Consider the following 23859-nt stretch of genomic DNA (forward strand, 5'->3'; position numbering starts at 1 on the left):
CCTGCGGGGTGTTCCCCGCGGCGACATGGAAAACAATACCAAACATTCGAGGTGCTCGATCACCGCCTCCCGGGCCCCCCGTCCGGTGATCGTTGCGGCTGTATGTCGGCGGTATTGCGGCCTTGGGCCGGGGGAACGGGAGGGGGAGGATGGCCGTCGACCCAGAACCACGAGGAGGCAGCGTGAGCGAGTCGAAGCCGGCCGGGACCGGCAACGCCAGGAGCGGCGAGGAGGAGGTCGTCGACCTCTGCCGCGATCTGATCCGGATCGACACCAGCAACTACGGCGACCACTCGGGGCCCGGTGAGCGGCTCGCCGCCGAGTACGTGGCCGCGAAGCTGGCCGAGGTGGGGCTGGAGCCGCGGATCATCGAGTCGCACAAGGGCCGGGCCTCGACGGTGGCGCGGATCGAGGGCGAGGACCCGTCCCGGCCGGCGCTCCTCATCCACGGCCACACCGACGTCGTGCCCGCCAACGCGGCGGACTGGACTTACGACCCCTTCGCGGGCGAGATCGCGGACGGCTGCCTGTGGGGCCGCGGCGCGGTCGACATGAAGGACATGGACGCGATGACGCTGGCGGTCGTCCGCGACCGGCTGCGGTCGGGCCGCAAGCCGCCCCGCGACATCGTGCTGGCCTTCCTCGCCGACGAGGAGGCGGGCGGCACCTACGGCGCCCGGTACCTCGTCGACAAGCACCCCGAGCTCTTCGAGGGCGTGACCGAGGCGATCGGCGAGGTCGGCGGCTTCTCCTTCACGGTCAACGAGAACCTGCGGCTCTATCTGGTCGAGACCGCCCAGAAGGGCATGCACTGGATGCGGCTCACCGTGGACGGCACGGCCGGCCACGGCTCCATGACCAACAAGGACAACGCGATCACCGAGCTCTGCGAGGCGGTCGCCCGGCTGGGACGGCACGAGTTCCCGGTGCGGGTCACCAAGACCGTCCGGTCCTTCCTCGACGAGCTGTCGGACGCCCTCGGCACCCCGCTGGACCCGGAGGACATGGAGGCGACGCTCACCAAGCTCGGCGGCATCGCCAAGATGATCGGCACCACCCTGCGCAACACCGCCGCCCCGACGATGCTCGGCGCCGGCTACAAGGTCAACGTCATCCCCGGTCAGGCCGTCGCGCACGTGGACGGAAGGTTCCTGCCGGGTCACGAGCAGGAGTTCCTCGCGGACCTCGACCGGATCCTCGGGCCGCGGGTGAAGCGGGAGGACGTCCACGCGGACAAGGCGCTGGAGACCAGCTTCGACGGCCGGCTCGTCGACGCGATGCAGTCGGCGCTGAAGGCCGAGGACCCCATCGCGCGCGCCGTGCCCTACATGCTCTCCGGCGGCACCGACGCGAAGTCCTTCGACGACCTCGGCATCCGCTGCTTCGGCTTCGCGCCGCTCAAGCTGCCGCCGGAGCTGGACTTCGCCGGGATGTTCCACGGCGTGGACGAGCGGGTGCCCGTCGACGGCCTGAAATTCGGTGTGCGCGTGCTCGACCGCTTCCTGGACCAGTGCTGAGCCCGTCGGTTGCCGAATCCACGTCAAACCGCGCGTATTCGGCGCATCCGTCGCCGGAAAGAGTGAACGCAGGGACGGTTACGTAGCCCCATTCCCTCCTCGTCGTTACAGGTGTGCGGTCCGCGGCTGGGACCGCATTGCCAACTAGGAGGAATCAATGCTCAAGAAGGTCGTCGCCGCCGCGGCTGCCACTGGTGGTCTCGTCCTCGCGGGTGCCGGTATGGCCGCCGCCAGCGACGGAGCCCAGGGTGCGGCTGTGAACAGCCCCGGCGTCATCTCGGGCAACGTCGTCCAGGTGCCCGTCGAGGTGCCGGTCAACGTGTGCGGTAACACGATCAACGTCGTCGGGCTGCTCAACCCTGCCACGGGCAACGTCTGCGTCAACAAGTGACGTTCTGTCCGGTCCCGTAAGGGATTGAACCAGGGTGGCTCCGGGGTACGTGGCACGTACTCCGGAGCCGTTGGGCTTTCGACTGGGTCATTCCGGGCGCGGGAAGACGAATGTTCCGCGCATTCGGCATGGCAAAAGCAGAGGGGCAAGACGAAAAATGCGACAGGTCACCAAGAAGGGCCTGCTCTCCGTAGCGGCGGCGAGCGGAGTGCTCGCCGTGACCGGCGGCTACGCGATGGCGGACTCGGGTGCCAACGGCGCTTCGGCGCACTCCCCGGGCGTCGCGTCCGGGAACACCGTCCAGGTTCCGGTGCACGTGCCGGTGAACGCCTGCGGTAACACCGTGAACGTGATCGGGCTGCTCAACCCGGCCACGGGCAACCGGTGTTTCAACGGCGGCGGCGGGCACGCCCACAAGGGCAACGGGCACGGCGGCAGCGGTCACGGCACTGGTCACGGCAGCGGTCACGGCGGCGCGCTCGCGCAGGGCCTGAGCGAGGACTCGCCCGGTGTGGCGTCCGGCAACACCGTGCAGGCACCGGTCAGCATCCCGGTCAACGCCTGCGGCAACAGCGTCGACGTCGTGGGCATCGGCAACCCGGCCACGGGCAACACCTGTGTCAACGACGGCCACGGCGACTCCGGCCACGACTGGACGCCGCCGCGCGGCGACCACCCGGGCCACCCCGGGCACCCCGGCAAGCCGGGTCACCCCGGTGAGCACAACCCCGGTGGGCACCACAACCCGCCCACCGAGCACAAGCCGGGCCACCAGCCGCCGGCCGGTGAGCACCACAACGGCCCCGGCACCCACGCTCAGCCCCCGGCCGGGCACCACACCCAGCCGGCCATGGAGGTGAAGGACGCGCACCGCGCTCCCGCCGTCCTCGCCGAGCACCGTCCGGCCACGGTCGCCCAGAAGGCCGCCGAGCTCGCGCACACCGGCGCGGGCCAGCTCGGCGCGGCCGGCGCGGCCAGCGCCGGCCTGCTGGTCGGCGGCGCGATGCTCTACCGCCGCTCGCGCGGCGCCCAGGGCTGACCCCGTCACACCGACGGAAACGGAAGGGAGCGGGCCCCGCGATCGCGGGACCCGCTCCCTTCGCTTTCCCTCCCCGCCGTCACCACGTGGCGCGGAGCTGACGGATGATCCTGCGCCGCAACCGCACCTTGCGGCTGCCGTCCGGATAGAGGCGTAGTCGGTCCAACTCCCAGTGTCCGTACTCGGCATGGTCGGTCAGCAAGCGTGTGGCCGCCTTCCGGGAGACCCCCCGGGGCACATACACATCGCAGAATTCGTATTCCGGCATCGCATCTATTGTGCGGGAACGGGCCCGGTGCGGATAGCGTCTGCACTATGTCTGATGCTGCGCAGCCGACCGCTGCCGAGGTACGGGCCGCCGCCGACGCGGTCAAAGCCGCTCTGGACCGCCACCTCGAGGCCGTCGAACGCCGATCGGGGGAGGACGACCCGGCCGTCTACGCCGCGTTCAACGAGCTGGCCGCGACAGCCGAGGCCTATGACGAGCTCCTCTACGACGCCTACGACGAGGTCACTCCCTTCGAGATCCCCGGCGACGACGCGCTGCCCGCCTACGCCGGGCCGGAGGAGCCCAGCGCGCTGAGCGTGCTGATCCGCAGGGACTACGCGGTGGCCGAGCCCCAGCGGCTGCTCGCCCAGGCACAGCGCGTCGCCGACCTCGACCCGGACGTGGACGCGGACCTGCGCGCGGGAACGTCCGGCGGAGGCAAGGGATCCGCCGGAAGCAGCGTGCACACGGCGCTCGGGGTGATCTTCGAGGAGTACGAGGCCGACGAGATCGCCTCCCGGCACAAGGAGTTCGGCCTGGTTGAGGGCGACTCCACGCTGTGGGTGGCTGCGGCGGAGGAGCTCCCCGACCCGGGGGAGTGGCTGTCGGCCCCCTTCGACCAGCCGGACCCGCAGACGGTCGTCTGCCGCTTCGACGTGAGTGCCGTCTTCGACGAGGACGGCGATGACGGTGATGACGGCGATGACGGTGACGAGGACGGGGGCCTCGACGAGGACGACATCGACGACGACCTGGAGGTGGAGGGCGCGGACGCCGGGACGCCGGAGGACGGCGAGGGCGCGGGCGCCGGGCGGGCACCGGGACGCTGACGCGCCGCGGGCCCCGGGAGAACCGGGGCCCGCGGTCATCCATCCATCCGTCCGGTCAGTCGGTCGGTCAGCCCTCGGCCGGCCGTGTCTGCGCCTCCAGCAGCGGCCTGAGCCGGGTGCTCCGCTCCTTCGCCGGTACCTCGGCGACCGCGCGGGGCAGGGCCTGCTCCACGCCCTGCACGACCGACAGATGCCGCTCGCCGCGGCTGAACGCCGTGTAGACCCAGGACCGGGTGAGCGTCGGCGCGGCGTCGCCGGGCAGGACGACGACGGCCGCCGGCCAGCGCGTACCGGCCGCCTGATGGGCGGTCACGGCCCAGCCGTGGCGCACCTCGTCGCCGACGCGCTCGCGCGGTACGACGACGGGAGTGCCCCCGCAGTCCAGCCGCAGGCCCTCGGCGTCCGCCGACACCACCGTGCCAGGGACCATCCGGCCGGGCGCGGGCACGTAGGCGACGCGGTCGCCCGGGTCGAAGCCGCCGAAGCGGCCGGGGCCCGGGTTGAGCCGCTCCTTGAGGGCCGCGTTGAGCGCGCGGGTCCCGGCGGGGCCGCCGTGGCCCGGGGTGATCACCTGGGCGGCGCCGGGCTCGACGCCGAACGCGCGGGGCACGGAGTCGGCGACGAGCTGGACCGTGCGGTGCACGGCCTCGGCGGGCTCCCGCACCGGGACGATCACGACCTCCTTGCCGGGGGCGGCCACCTGGTTGAGCTCGCCGACGCCGATCCCGGAGACGAGCTCGCCGATCGGGCCCGGGTCCGGGGTGCGCGAGACGACCGCCGGGCAGGCGCGGGCGGCCAGCACGTCCGCGAAGACGCGGCCCGGCCCGGCGGACCACAGCACGCCCGGATCGCCGCTGAGCACCAGCCGGGTGCCGTCCGCGAGCGACTCGACCAGTAGCGCGGCGGTCTCCACGTCCAGTTGGGGGGCGTCCAGGACGGCCAGCACGTCGAGCGCCAGGGCGCCGTCCGCGTCCCGCCCCGGGCCCTCCTGGCCCGACAGCAGGCCGGCCACGGTGACGGCGTCGGCCACGCCGAGCTCCGTCAGCCGGCGCCTGCCGTCCTCGGTGTGGGCGGCGGCCCACGCCCGCAGGCCCATTCCGGCGGCGGCCGTGACCAGGGCGGCGGGCTCGGCGCGGGCGGCCTCGCCGCCGCTGTGCGTCACGAGGCCGGCGGCCGCGACCGCACGGATCAGCTCGGCGGCCGAGGGGGAGGGGGCGGCCTCCGCGGCGGCGGCCCAGTCGGGGGCGGGCTCGGGCGTGGCGTTGACGAGCCGTGCGAGGCCGTCGGCGAGGCTCTCCTCGGCCATGGCGTACCGGTCGAGCCCGAGCAGCAGCCGCACCGGCTCCCCGGCGTCCTCCTCGTCCTCCCGCTCGTCCTCCGGGCCTTCCCGGAACACCAGCACGGTGCCTTCGGCGAGGACGTCGCGCAGCGCGGCCTCCGCGTCGGGGACGGAGCGCCGGGAGAGTTCGGCGAGCACGGCCGAGGACTCGAGCACGGTGTGCCCGGCGAGGGCGGCGCGCTCCAGGAACCGGGCCACCAGGGCCCGTGCCCGGCGCTCGTCGCCCGGCCCGCACGCGTCGCCCAGCAGGGCCCGCGCGAACCCGTCGGCCTGCTCCGGCTGAACGGCCGGTACGGCCAGGAGCCGCCACGGATCCTCGCGGAGCTCCTCGGCGGCGTGCTCGCCGAGCGCCTCGGCGACCTGGCCGGCGAGCGCCTCGGGCGCCCCTCCGGCGGCGAGCACCTCGGTGAGCCCGGCGCTGGGCGCGACGGGCGCCGCCGCCCGCACGGGCCGCGCCACGGCGCCGGGCCCGGCCACGGCCGGCCCGGCAGCGGCCGGAGCCGGCGCGGGGCGCCGGGCGGCGGGCTTCGGCTTCGGCTCGTTGAAGAACGACGCCGCGTCCCGCTCCCCGCTCTCCACGGCCCGCACCGCCGCGGCCAACGCCTCGGCGACAGCGGACCGCGCCTTCCCGGCGGGAGCGCCATCCCCACCCGGGGCGCCGGCCGCCCCGGCCTCCGACGCGTCCCGCTCCGAGCCGCGCGGCTCGGAGCCGGCGGTCGTGGCGTCGCCGGCCACACCCGGCCCGGCCCGCTCCCCGCCGGGCTGCCCGGCGCCGTCGCGCGCGGACGCACCCGCCGCCGAACCCTCGGCGGGCTCCCCGCCTGCGGCCCCGGCACCCGCGCCCGCCGCTGCCTCCGCACCCTGCGGCTCGCCGTTTGCGGACCCGGCGGCGTCGACCGCGACGGCCGACGGAGCTTCCGCCGGGCCCGGCCCGGCGGAATCCGGTGTGCCCGCCGTAGGCGCTCCGTGCTCCCCCCGAAGGGGCTCCGGCTCGGCCTCGCCGGTGGGGCGATCGGTACTCACAGCGTGCTCCAGTCCTGGTCCGGGTAGCGGTGCACGGGCGCCGACACGTCATCGAGCGCACGGCAGATCTCGTCCGGAAGCGTAAGGGTCTCCACTGACAACGCCGCTCCGAGCTGCTGCGCCGTGCGCGCGCCGAGGAGCGGGGCGACGACGCCGGGGCGGTCGCGGACCCACGCCAGGGCCACGTGGAGGGGCGTCGTGGCGAGCCCGTCCGCCGCCGTGCGCACCGCGTCGACGATCCGCCGCGCCGCGTCGTCCAGGTACGGGGCGACGAAGGCGGCGAGGTACTCGGAGGCGCCGCGCGAGTCGGCGGGGGTGGCGTGGCGGTACTTGCCCGTCAGCACGCCCCGGCCGAGCGGGGAGGACGGCAGGATGCCGACGCCCAGGTCGAGCGCGGCGGGCAGCACCTCCCGTTCGATGCCGCGCTGCAGGAGCGAGTACTCCATCTGCGCGCACGCCAGCCGCGTCCGTGCCCCCGGCGCGGCGAGCTGCCAGGTCGCGGCCCGCGCGAGCTGCCAGCCGCTGAAGCCGACGACCCCCGCGTAGCGGGCCCGTCCGCTGCTGACCGCGAGGTCGACGGCCTGGAGCGTCTCCTCGATCGGGGTCGTCGTGTCGAAGGCGTGGATCTGCCAGATGTCGACGTAGTCCGTGCCGAGCCGGTCCAGCGAGGCGTCGAGCGCCGCGAGGAGGTGGCCGCGCGAGCAGTCGACGCGCCGCGCCGGGTCCAGGACGCTGCCCGCCTTGGTAGCGATGACCAGGTCGCGGCGCGGCACGAGATCGTCCATGAGCCGCCCGAGCAGATACTCCGCGCCCCCGTCCGCGTAGACGTCGGCGGTGTCGACGAGCGTGCCGCCCGCGCCCCAGAAGGTCTTGAGCTGCTCGGCCGCGTCGCGCTCCCCCGTGTCCCGGCCCCAGGTGAGGGTGCCCAGCCCGAGGCGGGACACCCGTAGGCCCGTACGGCCGAGATGCCTTTGTTCCATGGTCGCTGAGAGTACTGGCCGGGCACCGGGCCGACGTCATCCCGCCACGGGCTCCGCCCGGGCGACCGGTGACGCGGCCCGGGTCCGCGCGCTAGAGTCCCGGCAACGACGACGTTACTGATGAGTAAGGGGCGTGGACATGGGCCGGATGAAGCTCGGGATCAACCTCGGCTACTGGGGGGCCGGGATGGACGCCGACAACCTCGCGGTCGCCCGCGAGGCCGACCGGCTGGGCTACGCGGTCTGCTGGGCCGCCGAGGCCTACGGCTCGGACGCGCCCACCGTGCTGTCCTGGGTCGCGGCGCAGACCGAGCGCATCGACGTCGGCTCGGCGATCTTCCAGATCCCGGCCCGTACGCCCACGATGACGGCGATGACCGCCGCCACCCTCGACTCCCTCTCCGGCGGCCGCTTCCGCCTCGGCCTCGGCGTCTCCGGCCCGCAGGTCTCCGAGGGCTGGTACGGCGTGAAGTTCGACAAGCCGCTGGCCCGCACCCGCGAGTACGTCGAGATCATCCGCAAGGCCATGGCCCGTGAGCGCGTCTCCCACGAGGGCGAGCACTGGACGCTGCCGCTGCCCGGCGGCCCGGGCAAGCCCATCAAGCTCACCGTCCACCCCGTGCGCGAGCACATCCCGCTGTACATCGCCGCGATCGGCCCGAAGAACCTGGAGCAGACCGGCGAGATCGCCGACGGCGCCCTGGTGATCTTCTTCGCCCCCGAGCACGCCGAGGAGACCACCCTCGGCGCCCTGCGCGCGGGCCGCGAGAAGGCGGGCAAGACCCTCGAAGGCTTCGACCTCGTCCCGACCGTGCCCATGGCCGTCGGCGAGGACGTCGACGGCCTCGCCGACCTCTTCCGCCCCTACACCGCCCTCTACGTGGGCGGCATGGGCAGCGCCAAGCAGAACTTCTACAACAAGCTGGCGCGCCGCATGGGCTACGAGAAGGAGGCCGCCGAGATCCAGGAGAAGTACCTCTCCGGCGACAAGGCGGGCGCCGCCGCGGCCGTCCCCCGGCAGCTGATCGACTCCACCACCCTGCTGGGCCCCGTGGAGCGCATCGCCGACCGGATGCAGGCCTACGCGGACGCCGGGGTCACCACCCTGTCGCTCGCCCCGGCCGGCTTCACCCTCGACGAGCGGATCACCGCCCTGCGCACCGGCGTCGAGGCCCTGGAGCGGGCCGGGCTCGCCTGACGGCCGGAAGGAAGTCCGCGGCCGTGGTGGGGGCTCGGGGGTCGTCTTCCCCGCCACGGCCGACACCGAACACAACGCCCGGGCGCCCGCAGGGTTACGCGCCGGGGCGATTCGGAATCTTTAACCGCCGTCCTTCGTTCGGCCGAGCCGTCACGGTCCCCTGATTGCCGCCTCCCGGGCACCGCACTTGACTGGGGTGCCTACGGAGGTGAAGCCGATGCTCACGGCCCGGAGTCTGTTCCAGGAGATCCTCGACAACGACGAGGCGTACCGGCTCTTCTGCTCGATCGCCGCCGGCGGCGAGGCGCAGGGCGGCTGGGAGAACGGCCGTATCGCCGCCCTGGTGCCCGAGAGCCTGCGCCACCTCGCACCGAAGATCGCCCGGCACGGCGCGGACGAGGACAAGCACGGCCGGATCTTCAACGGCCTGCTGCGCCGCCGCGGCCTGGAACCCTGCACCGTGCCGGCCGACACCGACTACACGATGCTCCTCGAACGCCGAGGCATCGGGCTCCCGCACGCCAAGCTCCGCGCCGACGAGCCGCTGAGCGAGCGGGACATCATCGTCTACCTCGCCCACAGCCGGGTCACCGAGCAGCGCGCGGCCGACCAGATGGAGATGCTCACCCGGCACTTCGCCGACCACCCCGAGATCGGCGCCGCCGTCCGCGTCATCCGCGCCGACGAGACCAACCACCTCGCCTACTGCCACGAGGAACTGCTGCGCCTGGCCGCCGACGGCCACGGCCGCCTCATCCAGGACCTCCTCCGGCGCAGCGCCCTCGCCGAGATCGCCGTCCACCGCGACGTCGGCCTCGCCGTCATGACGCGCATGGGCCGCATCCTGCGCTGGCCGGCGGCCAAGTCGGCGGCGCTCACGGCGGGCATCCACGCCCTGTACGCGTACGAGCGCCTGGGCGGCCGGCGCCGGATGGTCACCCTGCGGATGCCGGAGCGCCGCGACGCCCTGGGCGGCCCGGCCACGGCGGCCCCGGAGCCGGTCTGAGCCACCCGTACACCGTCGGGGCGTGGGTCACAGCCACCCGCGCCGTTTGAACAGCCGGTACAGCCAGGCGACCAGCCCCGCCATCAGGGCCACCACCACCGGATAGCCCCACGGCTGCCGCAGCTCCGGCATATGGGTGAAGTTCATCCCGTAGACCCCGGCGATCATCGTCGGTACGGCCGCCATCGCCGCCCACGCCGAGATCTTGCGCATGTCGTCGTTCTGCTGGACCCCCATCTGCGCGAGATGCGCGGAAAGAATGTCCGAAAGCAGCCGGTCCAGGCCCTCCACCGACTCGTTCGCCCGCGCCAGATGGTCGCTCACGTCACGGAAGAACGGCCAGGACTTCTCGTCCACGAACGGCAGTTCCGTCCCCGACAGCCGCGCCATCGGCTCGACGAGCGGCAGCATCGCCCGGCGGAACTCCACGACCTGGCGCTTGAAGGAGTAGATCCGCGACGCCGTGTGCCGCACGTCCTCGCCCAGCGGCGCGAACACCTCGGCCTCCAGCTCGTCCAGATCCGCGTGGAGGAGGATCGCCACGTCCGTGTAGTGGTCCACGACCGCGTCGCACACCGCGTACAGCACCGCCGTCGGCCCGTGGCGCAGCATCCCCGGATCCCGCTCCAGCCGTCTGCGCACGTCCCCCAGCGGGCTGCCCTCGCCGTGCCGGACGGTCACCACGAAGCAGTTCCCGATGAAGACCATCACCTCGTCCGTGGTCACCGTGTCCCGCGCGTCGTCGTAGACCACGGGCTTGAGGACCAGGAACAGCGAGTCGTCGTAGACCTCCAGTTTCGGCCGCTGGTGGGCGTTGAGCGCGTCCTCCACGGCCAGCGGATGCAGCCCGAACTCGCTCGTGACCAGGCCGAACTCCTTCTCGGTGGGCTCGTACAGCCCGATCCAGACGAACGACTCGCCCTCCGCCCGGGCCGCCTCCAGGGCGTCCGCCAGCTCGGCCGGGCGCTCGGCGCGCTCCCCGTGCCGGTAGATGGCGCAATCCACGATCACGCAAGCCATTCTGCCGCTCATCCGTCCGCCGTACACCCGTCGCGGCCCGGACGGTGGTCGTAGGCTGACGGTCATGCCCACGCTGATCCTCGTCCGGCACGGCCGGTCGACCGCCAACACCGGGGGAGTGCTCGCCGGGCGGACCCCCGGAGTGGCCCTGGACGAACGCGGCACGGTCCAGGCCGCCGCCCTCCCGGCCCGGCTCGCGGACGTCCCGCTCGCCGCCGCCGTCACCAGCCCGCTGCTGCGCTGCCGCGAGACGCTCGCCCCCCTGCTCGCCACCCGCCCCGGGCTGCCGCTCCACACCGACGAGCGGATCACCGAGTGCCACTACGGCGACTGGTCCGGCCGCAAACTCACCGAGCTGACCGGCGAACCGCTGTGGGAGGTCGTCCAGCGCCACCCCTCCGCCGCCGCCTTCCCCGGCGGCGAGTCCCTGCGCGCCGTGCAGACCCGCGCCGTGGACGCCGTCCAGGGGTGGAACGAGCGCGTCGAGCGCGAGCACGGCGACGACGCCGCCTATCTGATGTGCACCCACGGCGATGTGATCAAGGCCATCGTCGCCGACGCCCTGGGCCTCCACCTCGACCAGTTCCAGCGGATCACCGCCGACCCCTGCTCCGTCACCGCCATCCGCTACACCCGGCTGCGCCCCTATCTGCTGCGCCTGGGCGACACCGGAGACCTCGCGGCACTCGCCCCACGGCCGGCCGCCCCGGGCGGCGAGGGCGCGGACGCGGCGGTCGGGGGTGGTGCGGGAGCACCGTGATCGTCGCGAGCAGTAGGGTGGGGACGCGGGAACCCCGGGGCCGCCGCCCCGTGCCCGCGACCGGAACGCAAACCCGCAAGTGACCTCCGAACCCCATGGAGCAGGACGTTGTCCCGTCAGGTGTTCCTCTATGACCCACCGGACCGCTTCGTCGCCGGTACGGTCGGGCTGCCGGGCCGCCGCACCTTCTTCCTCCAGGCCAGCGCGGCCGGCCGCGTCACCAGCGTGGCGCTGGAGAAGGCCCAGGTGGAAGCCCTCGCCGAGCGCATCGACGAGCTGCTGGACGAGGTCGTCCGGCGCACCGGCGGCAACGCCCCGGTGCCCGCGGTTGCCCCCGTCGAGCTCGCCGACACCGCCCCGCTGGAGACCCCCGTCGAGGAGGAGTTCCGCGTCGGCACCATGGCCCTGGCCTGGGACGGCGACGGCGAACGCATGGTGGTGGAGGCCCAGGCCCTCGTCGAGCTGGAGGCCGGCACCGACGAGGACCTCGCCGAGGCCGAGGAGCGGCTGCTGCAGGACGAGCTGAACGGCCCGCCCATGCTCCGCGTCCGGCTGACCGGCACCATGGCCCGCGCCTTCGCCAAGCGCGCGCTCGAAGTCGTCAACGCGGGCCGGCCGCCCTGCCCGCTGTGCAGCCTGCCGCTCGACCCGGAGGGACACGTATGCCCGCGCCAGAACGGATACCGCCGGGGAGCGTGACCCCGCACGAGCTCCTGGCCAAGGGCGAGCTGACGGTCCGGGGCCGGGTCCGCGAGGCGTCCAACGCGGTCCTGTACTGCACGGTCGAGTACGAGGGCGTCAGCGCCGCCTGCGTCTACAAGCCCGTCGCGGGGGAGCGGCCCCTGTGGGACTTCCCCGACGGCACCCTCGCCCAGCGCGAGGTCGCCGCGTACGAGCTCTCCGAGGCCATGGGCTGGGGCCTGGTCCCGCCCACCGTGCTGCGCGACGGCCCCTACGGCGAGGGCATGTGCCAGCTGTGGATAGAGGCGTCGGCCGACGAGGAGGCCCTCCTCGCCCTCGTGGAGGGCGAGGAACCCGGCCCCGGCTGGAAGGCCGTGGGCTTCGCGGAGGTGGGCGAGGACCGCACCGCGCTGCTCGTCCACGCCGACGACGAACGGCTGCGGCGGCTGGCCGTCCTCGACGCGGTGATCAACAACGGTGACCGCAAGGGCGGCCACCTGCTGCCCGCCCCCGGCGGCCGGCTCTACGCCATCGACCACGGCGTGACGTTCAACGCGGACGACAAACTCCGCACGCTGCTGTGGGGATGGGCGGGAGAACCCCTGCCGGAGGAGGCGCTGGAAGCGCTGCGCCGGCTGTCGGCCGACCTGGAGGAGGGCCGGCCGCTGGCCGGGCGGCTTGCGGAACTGATCACTCCGGCGGAGATCGAGGCGCTGCGGGGCCGGGTGGCGGACCTGCTGCGGACGCGGCGCCACCGCGAACCGAGCGGGCAGTGGCCGGCGATTCCCTGGCCGCCGGTGTGATCCTCGGTGTGATCTTTACGGGCCGGCGCATGGGAATACACATGTGGGAAGCGGCGCGCAAGAACGGGACTTCGGCCAACTGCGGGATCCGGGTTCGTATCCGGAACCCTCGTCCGGTTACGCTCAGGACATGCATGCCTGGCCCGCTTCTGAGGTTCCCGCCCTGCCCGGCAGTGGCCGCGACCTCCGGATCCACGACACCGCGACCGGTGAGCGGCTGACTCTCGCCCCCGGTCCCGTCGCCCGTATCTACGTGTGCGGCATCACGCCGTACGACGCCACCCACATGGGGCACGCGGCGACCTACAACGCGTTCGACCTCGTGCAGCGCGTGTGGCTCGACACCAAGCGGCAGGTGCACTACGTCCAGAACGTCACCGACGTGGACGACCCGCTGCTGGAGCGGGCCGTGCGCGACGGCGAGGACTGGACCGCGCTCGCCGAGCGCGAGACCGCCCTCTTCCGCGAGGACATGACCGCCCTGCGGATGCTCCCGCCGCGCCACTACGTGGGCGCCGTCGAGTCGATACCCAAGATCGTCCCGCTGGTGGAGCGGCTGCGCGACTCCGGTGCCGCCTACGAGCTCGAGGGCGACATCTACTTCTCCGTCGCCTCCGACCCCGCCTTCGGTGGCGTCTCCCACCTCGACGCCGAGGCGATGCGCCTGCTGTCCGCCGAGCGCGGCGGCGACCCGGACCGCCCGGGCAAGAAGAACCCGCTCGACCCGATGCTGTGGATGGCCGCCCGCCCGGGCGAGCCCAGCTGGGACGGCGCCTCGCTCGGCCCCGGACGGCCCGGCTGGCACATCGAGTGCGTCGCCATCGCCCTGGAGCACCTGGGCATGGGCTTCGACGTCCAGGGCGGCGGCTCCGACCTGATCTTCCCGCACCACGAGATGGGCGCCTCGCACGCCCAGGCCCTCACCGGCGAGAACCCCTTCGCCAAGGCGTACGTCCACGCCGGCATGGTGGCCCTCGACGGCGCGAAGATGTCGAAGTCCAAGGGCAACCTGGTCTTCGTCTCCGCGCTCCGCCGCGAAGGCGTCGACCCGGCCGCCATCCGCCTCACGCTGCTCGCCCACCACTACCGCGCCGACTGGGAGTGGACGGGCGACGTCCTGACCGAGGCCCTGGAGCGCCTGGACCGCTGGCGCGCCGCCGTCTCGCGCCCGGACGGCCCGTCCGCCGACGCGCTGGTGGACGAGATCCGCGAGGCCCTCGCGGACGACCTCGACTCCCCGGCCGCCCTGGCCGCCGTCGACCGCTGGGCCGCCGCCCAGGCCGCCGACGGGGGTACGGACGAGGGGGCGCCGGGCCTGGTGTCCCGCGCGGTCGACGCGCTGCTGGGCGTGGCGCTCTGACCGGCTGAGTCCGACCGTCCTTCAGGGGCGCTCCGCGGTGACGCGGGGCGCCCCTTCGTCGTCTCGTCGTCCATAAGTCCATGTGCGCGATGCGCGAGTCCATGGTGACGCCCGTGACGGGTGCGTTAAGCACGCGGGCATGAGGCATCGATTACGTCTGAACCGAACACGTCTGAACCGGACACGTCTGAGAACGGCGGTGGCGGGCGCGCTCCTGGGCCTGGCGGCGGCGATGGCAGGCCCGGTGGAGTCCGTACACGCCGCGTCCTCCGCGGTCGAACGGACCGTCGGGAACGTCACGGGCTTCTCGACCGCCGGCCCCGTCTTCCACTTCCGCGCGGGCGAGGCGGCGGCGCGGGTGAGCTTCGTGGCGGCCGACACCTTCCGCATCGAGCTGGCGCCCGACGGCGCCTTCACCGACCCGGCGGGCAAGGACATCGTCCAGCGGCAGGGCCCGCCCCCGGCGACCAGCTGGCGGGACCGGGGCGACCGCTACGAGCTGAGCACGTCGGCGGTCACCCTGCGCGCGTACAAAAAACCCCTGCGCTTCGCCCTCCACCGCGCCGACGGCAGCCGCCTGTGGTCCGAGGCCAAGGGCATCTCCTGGACGGCCGACACCACCACCCAGAGCCTCGCCCGCGGTGCCGACGAGCAGTTCTACGGCGCCGGAATGCAGAACGGGCGCGGCAGCACCTCGCACCGGGGAAAGACCGTCGAGGTGGGTGTCGACTACAACTGGAACGACGGGGGGCACCCGAACTCCGTCCCGTTCTACCTCTCCTCGGCGGGCTACGGCGTCTACCGCAACACCTACGCCCCCGGGACGTACTCCTTCACCGACCCGGTGACCACGAGCGAGAAGGAACGCCGCTTCGACGCGTACTACTTCGCGGGGAATTCACCGAAGGCCGTCATCGGCGGATACACCAGGCTCACCGGCCGCCCCTTCCTGCCGCCGCTGTACGGCCTGGAGATCGGCGACTCGGACTGCTACCTGCACAACAAGAACCGGGGCGAGCGGCGCACGCTGGACGCCCTGAAAGTCGCCGACGGATACGTCGACCACGACATGCCGCTCGGCTGGATGCTCGTCAACGACGGCTACGGCTGCGGCTACGAGAACCTGCCCGAGGTCGACAAGGGGCTCGGCGACCGCCGGATGAAAATGGGCCTGTGGACCGAGGACGGCCTCGGAAAACTCGCCGACCAGGTGAAGGCCGGCCAGCGCGTCGCCAAACTCGACGTCGCCTGGGTCGGCGACGGCTACAAATTCGCCCTCGACGGCTGCAAGGACGCCTACAAGGGCATCGAGGACAACAGCGACGCCCGCGGCTTCACCTGGGCCCCCGAGAGCTGGTCCGGCGCCCAGCGCTGCGGAGTGCAGTGGTCCGGCGACCAGAAGGGCTCCTGGGACTACATCCGCTGGCAGATCCCGACCTACGCGGGCGCCACGATGTCGGGACTCGCCTATACGACGGGCGACGTGGACGGCATCTTCGGCGGCAGCCCCAAGACGTACGTCCGCGACCTCCAGTGGAAGGCGTTCCTGCCCGCCGTGATGACGATGGACGGCTGGGCGCCGAGCGACAAACAGCCCTGGCGGTACGGCGATCCGTACACCTCCATCAACCGCAAATACCTGAAACTGAAGGAATCCCTGCTTCCGTACATGTACTCCTACGCGGCGGAGGCGACCCGCACGGGCGTCGGCCCGGTGCGCCCGCTGGCGCTGGAATACCCGGACGACCCGAAGGCGGCTTCGGACGCGGCGACATACGAATTCCTGACGGGGGAGTACTTCCTGGTGGCTCCCGTCTACGAGGACGCGGACGTCCGGAACGGCATCTACCTCCCCAAGGGAAAGTGGACCGACTACTGGACGGGCCGCGTCTACGAGGGCCCGACGACTGTCGACGGCTACCGCGCCCCACTGGACACCCTCCCCCTTTTCGTGAAGGCGGGCGCGAACATCCCGATGTGGCTCGGAATCCGTTCGCACGAGGACCGGACGGCGGATTCCCCTGTGAGCTGGGACGTCTACCCACAGGGCACGTCGTCCTTCACTTTGTACGAGGACGACGGCGTGACCCGAGCCCACCGCGCGGGCGCTTACGCGGAACAGAAACTGACGGTCCGCGAGGAGGGTGACATCACCTTGTCCCTGGACGCGTCGCGGGGTGATTTCCGCGGCAAACAGACGTCCCGCCCGTACGACTTCACGGTCCACACGGGCACGTCGCCGCGTGCCGCTTCGCTGGACGGCCGGGAACTCCCGCGCCTGGAGTCGAAGGCGGCCTTCGAGGCGGCGGAGGCGGGCTGGTGGTACGACGCCGGCGACCGGGGCGGCGTGGCGCGGGTGAAGACGGGGACGCGACCGACGGATCGTCCCTTGACGGTGACGCTGCGGGGGTGAGGCCCGCTGTTCAACCGCCCATCGGGTACTCGTCCGTCCGCGTCCAGCGGCTGGCCGGGCCGATGTCCACCTCGTGGGCGAGGGCGCGGCCCTCGGCGTCGTACACCAGGTGCCGCGCCTCGGCCACGGCGGCGGGGGTGCCGAGCCGGAGGAGCTCCCGATCCTCCCCAGGGGCGAGACGGGGCGTCCACCAGCCGCGGCCTGTACGGGCGTGCCGCCCGGCCGCAAGCTCCACGTACAGGGTGGTGCCCTCCCGGACGCGGCGGTGCCGCAGCAGGCCGGGCGCGTCGGCGGCGCGTCGGCGGTGAACCACGACCACGACGTGGCGATGGTTATGTCCTGGTCGTACGTCACCCGGTGGCGCCGCGCCACGGGGTCGCCCGCCGTGACCCCGAGCGCGGTCGCCACCTCCCCGGGGGCGGTCAGCACCTGGGCGCCGACGTTCTCGCCCTCGCGCGGATGACGGGAAGGGCCATCGGTGATTTCCGCTGTCGGACGGTCGTAGCGGAGGCTGGGCAGGTGGGGTGCGACGACGCGCCGGGTATGGCGCTATGCCTTGCGAACGAGCCGGTGGCGGGCGGCGTCGATCGCGGCGACGAGGCGTTCGGCGGAGGTGAGAACCGGCCGGTGGCCCTGTCCTGCCGTTTCCTGCGGCAGCACCCAGGCCCGGCCGCCCACACACCTGGTGGGCGGCGGCGCGAGGATGGCCCAGTCGGTGGGGTAGACGACGACGCCGTCCATTCCGGCGAACCGATAGCTCGTACCGAGCGGGAGCAGCCACCGCATGGCGCGTTCCGTGTCGCTCATGAGGTAGGGGCCGATGGGGTCGGCGTCTCCTTTGAGTTCGGACACTGCCGCCGTGCCCAGGGTGAAGTTCAGCCGGACCGCGTCCCACCGCCGCCCGGTGAGGAGCGGGGAGGTGCCGCCCATCGCCCACAGTCTGAGGGTGGTCTCGGGGTGGGTGGCGGCCTGGGCGAGCCAGGGAGCCATGACTGCTTCGAGCCGTTGCCCTGCGTCTGCGGCGCGGGTGTCTTCGGTGTGTGGTGGTGTGGAAGGCGAGTTCATGGCATCAGCACATCGCAGAGCTTGGGCATAGACGAGGTCGAACCTGCGGCCGCTTTGGCGGACATTTCGCAGGACATTCGGCGACCTTCGAGGTAACCGTCACGCTACGTTGAGCCGTACAGGGTGCGAGGGGAGGTCAGCCGTGTCGGGTCAACCAGGCAATCCACGGTTCGTGCAGGCGCGGATCGCGCACGGGATCTACACCCAGGAGGAGTTCGTCGAAGCATTCGAGAAGGCGGCCAGGGAGCTGGGGCTCAACTTGACGGTTTCGATCCGGCAAGTGCGTCGATGGGAGTCCAAGCAGCCGGGGTGGCCGCACCCCGCCACGCGAACAGTCCTCTGTGCGCTTCTCTGTCGGCCGGTCGAACAGCTGGGTTTCAGCCGGAGGACGCGACGGGAGCTGGACACGGCGGCAAGCGGCTCGGCCCAGGGTGGTCCTGTGAAGAGGCGTGATTTCGTGACGTACTCACTCGCCGCAGCCAGCTCCGTCGTCGTTCCGGAATTTCCGGAAGGGCTCCTTGCTCCACCTGCCGCCGACCCGCTGGACCGACTGAGGGACGTCCTTGCGGGAACTGTGGTTCGCGATGCGGAGCCAATCACTCTCGCAGCGCTTGATCGGGATACGGCCGTGGCGAAAGGGCACGTTCAAGGCTGCCGCTACGCGCAACTGGCGACGAGCTTGCCCAGGCTGATCCTTGAGGTGGAGCAGCGGCGGGCTTCAGCCGGTGAGCAGTATCGCGTTGATTGTGTCGCCACCAATGCCTATCACGTCGCGGCTTCTCTCTTCCTCAAGCACGGCGACGCCCCGTCGGCCTGGGTTGCCGCCGACCGCGCTATGGCAGCGGTGCGACGAACGGAGCAGCCAAAGGCCATTGCCTCTGCCTCGCGCATCCTGACGCATGCGGTGGCTGCTGTCGGGCATAGAGCACAGGGCATCGGAGTGGCGATCCGAGGAGCGGATCGGATTGCCGGTTCCGTCGCCCGATCACGGCCTGACACAGTAGCTGTGTTCGGGGCTCTCCTTCTGCGCGGGGCATGGGCCGCAGCCGCGGCAGGTGAGAGGCATGCAGCCGCGGCTCTGCTGGACGACGCCGAGCGTGCGGCCGGAATGCTGGGCGATTCCAATAGACAGTGGACTGCATTCGGCCCGAGCAACGTGCTTCTGCACAGGGTTTCCATCGCCCTCACCCTCGGTGATGCCGGTAAGGCGCTGACCCAGGCTCGGAAGGTGAGCGTCGAATCGCTGACGGTGGCGGAACGACGTGCTGTCTTCTGGACGGATGTCGCCAGAGCCCTTCACGCGTGCGGCAGGGGTGAGAAGGCTACTGCGGCATTGCTTGCGGCGGAGAGGGAGGCGCCACAAGAGGTGAGGTCTCGCACGGTGGTACGAGAGCTGATCGGAGACTTGCTGCTTCGTGACCGGGCCGGACGTGAGCCTCATCTGCGGTCCCTGGCGGCCAGGGCTCGGGTGGTCGTGTGAGCCGCCTGGTCCTGTACGTCGTCGTCTGTGCCGCAGGCCCCGCCCGGGACGCCGTTCGTCTGGTGACGGCCGCGACGGATCGCGGCTGGGACGTCTGCGTGATCGCGACGCGGGCCGCCGCGGACGGTGGCTTCATCGACCGCCCGGCCCTGGAGGCCGCGTCGGGCCGTCCGGTCCGTAGCGACTGGCGCCGCGCGGGCGAGGCGAAGCGCAACCCGCCGGCGGACGCGGTCGTCGTGGCGCCGATGACCATGAACACCGTCAACAAATGGGCGGCGGGTATAGCGGACACCTACGCCCTCGGCCTTGTCGCGGAAGCGGTCGGCCTGGGACTGCCCGTGATCGCTCTGCCCTTCTGGTCTTCCGCCCTCGATTCCCACCCGGCGACGCGCCGATCGATCGAGATTCTGCGTGGCTCAGGCGTGCGGGTCCTCTACGGCGACGGGGAGTGGACACCACACACACCCGGCACGGGGGAGACGCGGATCGCGTCGTACCCGTGGCACCGGGCCCTGGGCGAGGTGTCGAGGGCGCCAGCCCCGGGGGGCGGTCCTCGGCCGGAAGCCGGGTGACGGCGCAGACCCTCTTCGTCAATGGAGGGCGGGTCGGGACGGCCGGCTGAAGAATGTGCGAGCCACCTCTTGCTCGGCCGAGCAAGCACGCGCTACGTTTTGCTCATGGAAGCAAGAAGTGGTGCGGGCAAGCAGGGCGGCGGGGGTTCGGCCCGGACGTTCACCGAGGCGGCCCGGCGGGCTCAGATCGTGGGGGCCGCCATCGAGGTCATCGCCGAAGTGGGGTACGCCAAGGCGACGTTCACCCGGATCGCCAAGCAGGCGGGGCTGAGCAGCACGGGGATGATCTCGTACCACTTCGCCGGCAAGGACGACCTCATGCGGGAGGTCGTCGCCGAGGTGTTCCGGGTGGCGGACGGGTACATGATCCCGAGGATCGAGGCGCAGACGACGGCCTCCGGGCGGCTCCGCGCCTTCATCGAGTCGAACATCGAGCTCCTCGGCGAGTTCCCGAAGCATCTGCCCGCCGTGGTCGAGGTGCTGGGGAACATCCGCAGCGACGACTCCTCGATGCGGGAGTTCTGCGCCGCGATGGACTCGCTCGTGGACACGCACACGCACTTGATCCGCGAGGCCCAGAAGGCCGGCGAATTCGGGGAGTTCGACCCGCGCGTGATGGCCCTCGCGATCCGCGGGGCCATCGACGGTGTGGTGACGCGCGCCGCCAAGGTCCCGGACTTCGACCCCGTCGCCTGCGGACGGGAGCTGGCCGATCTGTTCGATCGCGCCACCAGGAAAGACGCCAGGAAAGACGCCAGGAAATACACCGGGAAAGACAACAGGTAAGGAAAAACGGGGGGAATGATGGGAACAGAAGCAGTAGCACAGACAGGCCAGGAGACGGCCCCGGCGCGGACACAGGCGCAGAAGACCGCCGCCCTCCGCAAGCTCCTCGTCCTCCAGCTCGTCTTCGAGCTCGCCCTGCCGCTCGGCGGCTACTACGGGCTGCGCGCCGCCGGCGTGAGCCAGTGGGCGGCGCTGACGATCGGCAGCCTCCTGGCCCTGCCGTGGCTCGTCCACGGGATGGTCAAGCGCCGCCGGGTGGAGGTCATGGCCGTCTTCACGCTGACCCTGATGATCCTCGGGGCGCTGATGTCGATGGTGACCGGCGATCCGCGCACGCTGCTCGTCCGGGACAGCTGGATCGCCGCCCTCGCCGGGTTCTGGGTGCTCGGCACGCTCCTGACCCGGCGCCCGTTCATGATGACGATGGCCCAGGCGATCGTCGTGGCGAAGATCGGCGAGACCGGCTGGCGCGAGTGGGAGGCCCGCTGGGAGACGGAGGCCCCGTTCCGCCGGGCCATCCGGGTGCTCACCGCCGTCTGGGGCACCGTGCTCACCCTGGACGCGGGGGTCCGTGTCGGGCTGGCGCTCACCGCGCCGGTCGACCTGGTGCCGACGCTGAGCACCGTCCAGTGGCTGGTCGTCCTGGCCGGGCTGCTCTTCTTCCACAACCGGTACATCACCCGGCACGGGCTGAAGGCCTAGGGGGAATCGTGGCAATCATGGACACGGACGTCATCGTCGTCGGCGCCGGGCCCACCGGCCTGACCGTCGCCAACGAACTGGGCCTCGCCGGCGTCCGCGCCGTCGTCCTGGAACGGCTGCCCGAGCGCACCGGCCAGTCCAAGGCGCTCAACCTCCAGCCCCGCACCGCCGAGATGCTGGACATGCGCGGCTGGCTCGACCCCGTCCTCGACAGGGCCGTCACCACCCTCCCCGGCGGCCACTTCGCCGGCATGCCCCTGGACTACACGGCGCTCGGCACCGCCTTCCCGTACCAGGTGGGCATTCCACAGGCCCGGGTCGAGGAGTTCCTGGAGGCGCGCCTCGCCACGTACGGCATCCCCGTACTGCGCGGCCACGAGCTCGCCGGGTTCACCCAGGACGCCGACGGCGTCACCGCGACCGTCACCGGACCGGACGGGACCGAGCGGCGGCTGCGCGCCGCGTATCTCGTCGGCGCGGACGGCGGCCGCAGCCGGGTCCGCAAGGAGCTCGGCGTGGGCTTCCCCGGCCGGGACGGCCGCTACTCCCTCGTCGTCGCCGACGTGCTGCTTGCCGAGGACAGCGCGCTGCCCACCGACTGGCGGCTGCCCGATCCCGACGAGCGCTTCGGCGACGACGTGTTCCTGATGCCGCTCGGCGACGGCGTCCACCGTTTCCTCTTCACGGGCCCCGAGCAGCAGAAGCACGACAAGGACGACCCCGTCACCGACAGCGAGGTCCGGGCGGCGCTGGCGACCGCCAAGCGCTTCCGGCCCCAACTCCTGGAAGTGCGCTGGGCGTCGCGGTTCACCGACGCCGCCCGGCAGGCCGAGCGGTACGTCACCGGCCGGGTCGCGCTCGCCGGCGACGCCGCGCACGTCCACCTCCCGGCGGGCGGCCAGGGCATGAACCTGGGCGTGCAGGACGCCTTCAACCTCGGCTGGAAGCTCGCCGCCGCCGTCCGCGGACGGGGCCGGACGCCCAAAGGGCTCCTGGACACCTACCACTCCGAACGGCACCCCGTCGGCGCGGACGTCCTGGCCAACACCCGCGCCCAGGGCGTCATGATGTGGCCGGACGACGACGTGCGCGCCCTGCGCGGCATCCTCGGCGGCGTCCTGGCGATGCCCGAGGCGAACCGGCGGATCGCCGGCATGATCTCCGGCATCGACATCCGCTACGACATGCCGGGCGCCCCCGGCCACCCGCTGCTGGGCGCCCGGCTGCCCGTCCGGCTGGCGGCGGGACGAGGCGCCCTGCTCGGCCCCGACGCCGGGGCGGCGCGGGCCTGGGCCGGGCGCGTCGACACGGGGCCCGCGCCCGAGGGCGTCGACGGCGCCGAGACGGTGCTCGTCCGGCCCGACGGGTACGTGTGCTGGGCCGGGCGGGCGGGCGACGACGCGTCGCTCCGCGCGGCGCTGGAGCGGTGGTTCGGGCCGGGGGACTGAGCCCCCCGCCCTGCCCGTGCCTACTTCAGGAACGCCACCTCCGGGTACGCCGCCGACGGCCGCTCCAGCAGCGGGCTCGGCACCCCGCGCAGGTGCCGGTCGAAGAACGCGCTCACGTACGCCCGCGTGAGGGCCGTCGCCCGGTCGGCCTTCAACGTGCCGAAGGCCACGGGCACGTCCTTCGGGTCGACGGTCGACGGCAGGCCGAACCGCTCCACCAGCCACGGGCCGTCGGTGAAGGTGAGGTGGCCGCCCTCGGCGACGTCGAGCCAGCGCTTCCAGCCGGTCAGGTGCCGCCAGGTCTTCTCCCAGTCGGGCCGGTTCTCCTTGTCGCCGGCCCGTTGGGCGCCCAGGAGCAGGACCGGGCGGTTCAGGTCCGTGGACGGCTCGGTGAAGAAGTTGCCGTCCATGTTCACCGCGGCCTTCACCCGCCGGTCGGTGCGCGCGGCCTCCACGGCGCTCGCCCCGCCGATCGAGTGCCCGGCCACGCCGATGCGGTCGCGGTCGACGCGCAGGCCGCTGCCCGGGGCCGTCAGGCGGTCGAGGACGAAGGAGATGTCCTTGGCACGGTTGGGGATGATGGAGCCCGGGTCGGGCTTCGCGCACAGCAGGCAGTTCTCCATCCGGCCGCCGGGGAACTCCACCGGGGCCTCGTAGGTGTGGTCGACCGCGGCGACCGCGTACCCGCGCGAGGCCAGATCCTCGCCCAGCGCGGTGAGCGTGAGGCGGCTCATGCCGAAACCGGGGGACAGCACGACGAGGGGACGCGCCTTCGGGGCGGCCGGCGCGTTGAGGGTCGCGTGGGTCCGTACGCCGGCGGCGGCCTCGCTCCCGAGGAACTTCTTCGCCAACTCCTTCGACATGTAGGGGGCCTTGGGCCCGGCCGAGGGAAGCGCCGGGTACCACAGCGTCACCATGAGCTCGCGGTGGCCCGCCTCCGGTTTCCACGGGTCGGGGCGCGAAGTGTCGACCAGGTGCAGCGACTTCGTGCCGATCGGCGCCCGCGTCGCCGGTGCGGGCACCTCAGCGGGGGAGGCGGTGGCGGGCCGGGGTGCCGCGACGGCGGCGGACGGTATCTGCGGGGCGGCGAAGGCGGTCAGCAGCGCGGCCGCCAGGAGCGACCTGCGTGTTGTGATCATCGACATGATCGTCACGCTAGGCCGCGCGGTCGCTCCCGG

Annotated in this window: 23 protein-coding genes; 16 read left to right on the top strand and 7 right to left on the bottom strand. The window is 72.5% G+C overall.

All coding sequences use genetic code 11. The features are described 5' to 3' along the window. Positions 1-182 precede the first annotated feature (182 nt). The 3 genes from ACX9I7_RS09620 to ACX9I7_RS09630 all read left to right on the top strand — a co-directional run bounded on the left by ACX9I7_RS09620 (position 183) and on the right by ACX9I7_RS09630 (position 2947). Positions 183-1517, top strand: a complete 1335-nt coding sequence (locus tag ACX9I7_RS09620; protein WP_459387077.1) for a M20/M25/M40 family metallo-hydrolase — start codon at positions 183-185, stop codon at positions 1515-1517. Between the two features lie 157 nt (positions 1518-1674). Continuing rightward, positions 1675-1908 (top strand): chaplin ChpH, encoded by a 234-nt coding sequence (chpH, locus tag ACX9I7_RS09625; RefSeq protein WP_358622175.1) that lies wholly within the window; start codon positions 1675-1677, stop codon positions 1906-1908. A gap of 157 nt (positions 1909-2065) precedes the next feature. Next, positions 2066-2947 carry a chaplin family protein gene (locus ACX9I7_RS09630; RefSeq protein ID WP_387577110.1) on the top strand — a complete coding sequence of 294 codons (882 nt, stop codon included), beginning with the start codon at positions 2066-2068 and terminating at the stop codon, positions 2945-2947. Between the two features lie 79 nt (positions 2948-3026). Here ACX9I7_RS09630 and ACX9I7_RS09635 read toward each other — a convergent pair whose 3' ends face one another. Further along, positions 3027-3215 carry a DUF5703 family protein gene (locus tag ACX9I7_RS09635; protein WP_126913460.1) on the bottom strand — a complete coding sequence of 63 codons (189 nt, stop codon included), beginning with the start codon at positions 3213-3215 and terminating at the stop codon, positions 3027-3029. Positions 3216-3262: 47 nt separating this feature from the next. On the opposite strand from ACX9I7_RS09635, the gene ACX9I7_RS09640 reads away from it, so the two are divergent. Beyond that, on the top strand, positions 3263-4045 hold the full coding sequence (locus ACX9I7_RS09640; protein ID WP_459387078.1) for a hypothetical protein: 783 nt from the start codon (positions 3263-3265) through the stop codon (positions 4043-4045). 67 nt (positions 4046-4112) lie between these two features. On the opposite strand, the gene ACX9I7_RS09645 is transcribed toward ACX9I7_RS09640, so the two are convergent. Further along, on the bottom strand, positions 4113-6407 hold the full coding sequence (locus ACX9I7_RS09645; protein ID WP_459387079.1) for a helix-hairpin-helix domain-containing protein: 2295 nt from the start codon (positions 6405-6407) through the stop codon (positions 4113-4115). After that, positions 6404-7387 (bottom strand): aldo/keto reductase, encoded by a 984-nt coding sequence (locus ACX9I7_RS09650; protein ID WP_189453713.1) that lies wholly within the window; start codon positions 7385-7387, stop codon positions 6404-6406. The genes ACX9I7_RS09645 and ACX9I7_RS09650 overlap by 4 nt, the downstream gene beginning before the upstream one ends. Positions 7388-7535: 148 nt before the next feature. On the opposite strand from ACX9I7_RS09650, the gene ACX9I7_RS09655 reads away from it, so the two are divergent. Together ACX9I7_RS09655 and ACX9I7_RS09660 are read left to right on the top strand one after the other, a co-directional pair. Then, entirely contained in the window at positions 7536-8585 is a 1050-nt protein-coding gene (locus ACX9I7_RS09655; RefSeq protein ID WP_387577236.1) for an LLM class F420-dependent oxidoreductase, read from the top strand. Between the two features lie 217 nt (positions 8586-8802). Further along, positions 8803-9591 carry a ferritin-like domain-containing protein gene (locus tag ACX9I7_RS09660; protein WP_387577117.1) on the top strand — a complete coding sequence of 263 codons (789 nt, stop codon included), beginning with the start codon at positions 8803-8805 and terminating at the stop codon, positions 9589-9591. A 27-nt stretch (positions 9592-9618) separates the two neighbouring features. Here the strand turns inward: ACX9I7_RS09660 and corA are convergent, their stop codons facing one another. After that, positions 9619-10611 carry a magnesium/cobalt transporter CorA gene (gene corA / locus ACX9I7_RS09665; RefSeq protein WP_459387080.1) on the bottom strand — a complete coding sequence of 331 codons (993 nt, stop codon included), beginning with the start codon at positions 10609-10611 and terminating at the stop codon, positions 9619-9621. 64 nt (positions 10612-10675) lie between these two features. Here corA and ACX9I7_RS09670 point away from each other — a divergent pair, with 64 nt between their 5' ends. From ACX9I7_RS09670 to ACX9I7_RS09690, 5 genes are all read left to right on the top strand, one after another. Then, positions 10676-11371, top strand: a complete 696-nt coding sequence (locus ACX9I7_RS09670; protein ID WP_387577119.1) for a histidine phosphatase family protein — start codon at positions 10676-10678, stop codon at positions 11369-11371. Positions 11372-11479: 108 nt separating this feature from the next. Next, positions 11480-12070, top strand: a complete 591-nt coding sequence (locus ACX9I7_RS09675) for a DUF3090 domain-containing protein (RefSeq protein WP_387577121.1) — start codon at positions 11480-11482, stop codon at positions 12068-12070. Then, positions 12034-12855 carry an SCO1664 family protein gene (locus ACX9I7_RS09680; protein WP_358622190.1) on the top strand — a complete coding sequence of 274 codons (822 nt, stop codon included), beginning with the start codon at positions 12034-12036 and terminating at the stop codon, positions 12853-12855. Before ACX9I7_RS09675 ends, ACX9I7_RS09680 begins: the two co-directional genes overlap by 37 nt. A gap of 130 nt (positions 12856-12985) precedes the next feature. Next, entirely contained in the window at positions 12986-14215 is a 1230-nt protein-coding gene (gene mshC, locus ACX9I7_RS09685) for a cysteine--1-D-myo-inosityl 2-amino-2-deoxy-alpha-D-glucopyranoside ligase (protein WP_459387081.1), read from the top strand. A gap of 139 nt (positions 14216-14354) precedes the next feature. Next, positions 14355-16628, top strand: coding sequence for a glycoside hydrolase family 31 protein (locus ACX9I7_RS09690; protein ID WP_459387082.1), 2274 nt, complete (start codon positions 14355-14357; stop codon positions 16626-16628). Between the two features lie 10 nt (positions 16629-16638). On the opposite strand, the gene ACX9I7_RS09695 is transcribed toward ACX9I7_RS09690, so the two are convergent. Both ACX9I7_RS09695 and ACX9I7_RS09700 read right to left on the bottom strand, forming a co-directional pair. Further along, positions 16639-16947 carry a hypothetical protein gene (locus ACX9I7_RS09695; RefSeq protein ID WP_459387083.1) on the bottom strand — a complete coding sequence of 103 codons (309 nt, stop codon included), beginning with the start codon at positions 16945-16947 and terminating at the stop codon, positions 16639-16641. Positions 16948-17177: 230 nt separating this feature from the next. Beyond that, complete coding sequence (locus ACX9I7_RS09700) at positions 17178-17618, bottom strand: hypothetical protein (RefSeq protein WP_387577127.1); 441 nt, start codon at positions 17616-17618, stop codon at positions 17178-17180. Positions 17619-17865: 247 nt separating this feature from the next. On the opposite strand from ACX9I7_RS09700, the gene ACX9I7_RS09705 reads away from it, so the two are divergent. The 5 genes from ACX9I7_RS09705 (at position 17866) to ACX9I7_RS09725 (ending at position 22681) form a co-directional block, all read left to right on the top strand. After that, positions 17866-19173, top strand: coding sequence for a hypothetical protein (locus tag ACX9I7_RS09705; protein WP_459387084.1), 1308 nt, complete (start codon positions 17866-17868; stop codon positions 19171-19173). Continuing rightward, the gene (locus ACX9I7_RS09710; RefSeq protein ID WP_459387085.1) at positions 19170-19745 is read left to right on the top strand and encodes a flavoprotein; all 576 of its coding nucleotides are present in this window, start codon (positions 19170-19172) and stop codon (positions 19743-19745) included. The genes ACX9I7_RS09705 and ACX9I7_RS09710 overlap by 4 nt, the downstream gene beginning before the upstream one ends. A gap of 105 nt (positions 19746-19850) precedes the next feature. Beyond that, complete coding sequence (locus tag ACX9I7_RS09715; protein WP_459387086.1) at positions 19851-20531, top strand: TetR/AcrR family transcriptional regulator; 681 nt, start codon at positions 19851-19853, stop codon at positions 20529-20531. A gap of 15 nt (positions 20532-20546) precedes the next feature. Continuing rightward, entirely contained in the window at positions 20547-21233 is a 687-nt protein-coding gene (locus tag ACX9I7_RS09720) for a VC0807 family protein (protein WP_459387087.1), read from the top strand. Positions 21234-21250: 17 nt separating this feature from the next. Then, complete coding sequence (locus ACX9I7_RS09725; protein ID WP_459387088.1) at positions 21251-22681, top strand: FAD-dependent monooxygenase; 1431 nt, start codon at positions 21251-21253, stop codon at positions 22679-22681. 20 nt (positions 22682-22701) lie between these two features. Here the strand turns inward: ACX9I7_RS09725 and ACX9I7_RS09730 are convergent, their stop codons facing one another. Beyond that, the gene (locus tag ACX9I7_RS09730; RefSeq protein WP_459387089.1) at positions 22702-23820 is read right to left on the bottom strand and encodes an alpha/beta hydrolase family protein; all 1119 of its coding nucleotides are present in this window, start codon (positions 23818-23820) and stop codon (positions 22702-22704) included. Between the last annotated feature and the right edge of the window lie 39 nt (positions 23821-23859).

It is taken from the genome of Streptomyces sp. L500, from assembly GCF_054551825.1.